Origin of the sequence: Bifidobacterium aemilianum (assembly GCF_003315635.1) — a bacterium.
Taxonomy (GTDB): domain Bacteria; phylum Actinomycetota; class Actinomycetes; order Actinomycetales; family Bifidobacteriaceae; genus Bifidobacterium; species Bifidobacterium aemilianum.
The window spans coordinates 1-792 of the sequence record NZ_PDCG01000022.1 but is presented as its reverse complement, the minus strand read 5'-3'; the positions used below and the strand labels follow the sequence as shown (position 1 = coordinate 792).

The window sequence follows — 792 nt, the reverse complement described above, 5'->3', positions numbered from 1 at the left end:
GATCAACGTATTCATTGCCGTACTCGTCCACCAACCGTTCGGCGTCAGTGAAACCATAGTTCGGCACCCACCAGCCGTGCCTGAGCCGGGCCATGACCGCGTCCGGTGAGGCTAGATCCCTATACCTATCAAGCCACGGGACCCGTCGGACCAACACGCTGATGTAGGACACGTCTTCAAACAAATACGTCGCCTGGGCGCGAGCCTCGTTCCTGGACCTGGCGCGTACCAGCCGATACCCCTCGTCGCCCTCCGGGTCGGAAAGCCGGTAGGTCTTGAGCTGCAAATCTATACCGTGTGGCGCACCAGCCACACATGCCACGGCCATCATGACTGCGCCCCTTGTAGTTGCTTGCGCGGGGTTGACACTTCATGCAGGCCCAGCGCTACTCGGTCCGCATACCGGCCGCCCGCCTCCATGCCCTCCTCCGAAACGTCGAAGGAAGGTAGTTTGAGCGGAGAGCCCAGATTCAAGGAACGCCTGTATTCCTCGATCTGCCAGCCGCGGACAAGGACCAGGTCACGTCCCGAGTCCTCGGCAATCGCCAAAAGAAGCCGGACGAGTGTCATGGCACGATCCAGCCGGTCATTTTTTCCATGCCCCTTGATCATTGCCGAATCCTCCCCGCGGGATGGAACGCCATCGCCAGGCGGCGCTTATGATTAGAATCCGCGCAGGATGATGCCCGCTGATTAGGAGAAACCGTCTTATACTGGTGATTGGGCATGAAAATACAAGGTGTCGGCTTGTTATAGTCTGTCATATGTAATGACTCCTAAGCGCAAGAATGC

2 protein-coding genes are annotated in these 792 nt (G+C 58.2%); both read right to left on the bottom strand.

Features of this window, described 5'->3' with window-relative positions; all coding sequences use genetic code 11:
• Positions 1-331, bottom strand: a 331-nt coding sequence (locus tag CRD60_RS08205) for a hypothetical protein (protein WP_130473088.1), incomplete at its 3' end; no start/stop codon positions are given.
• A complete protein-coding gene (locus tag CRD60_RS08200) occupies positions 328-612 on the bottom strand; it encodes a hypothetical protein (protein WP_113860786.1) in 285 nt (94 codons plus the stop codon). The genes CRD60_RS08200 and CRD60_RS08205, both read right to left, overlap by 4 nt.
• Between the last annotated feature and the right edge of the window lie 180 nt (positions 613-792).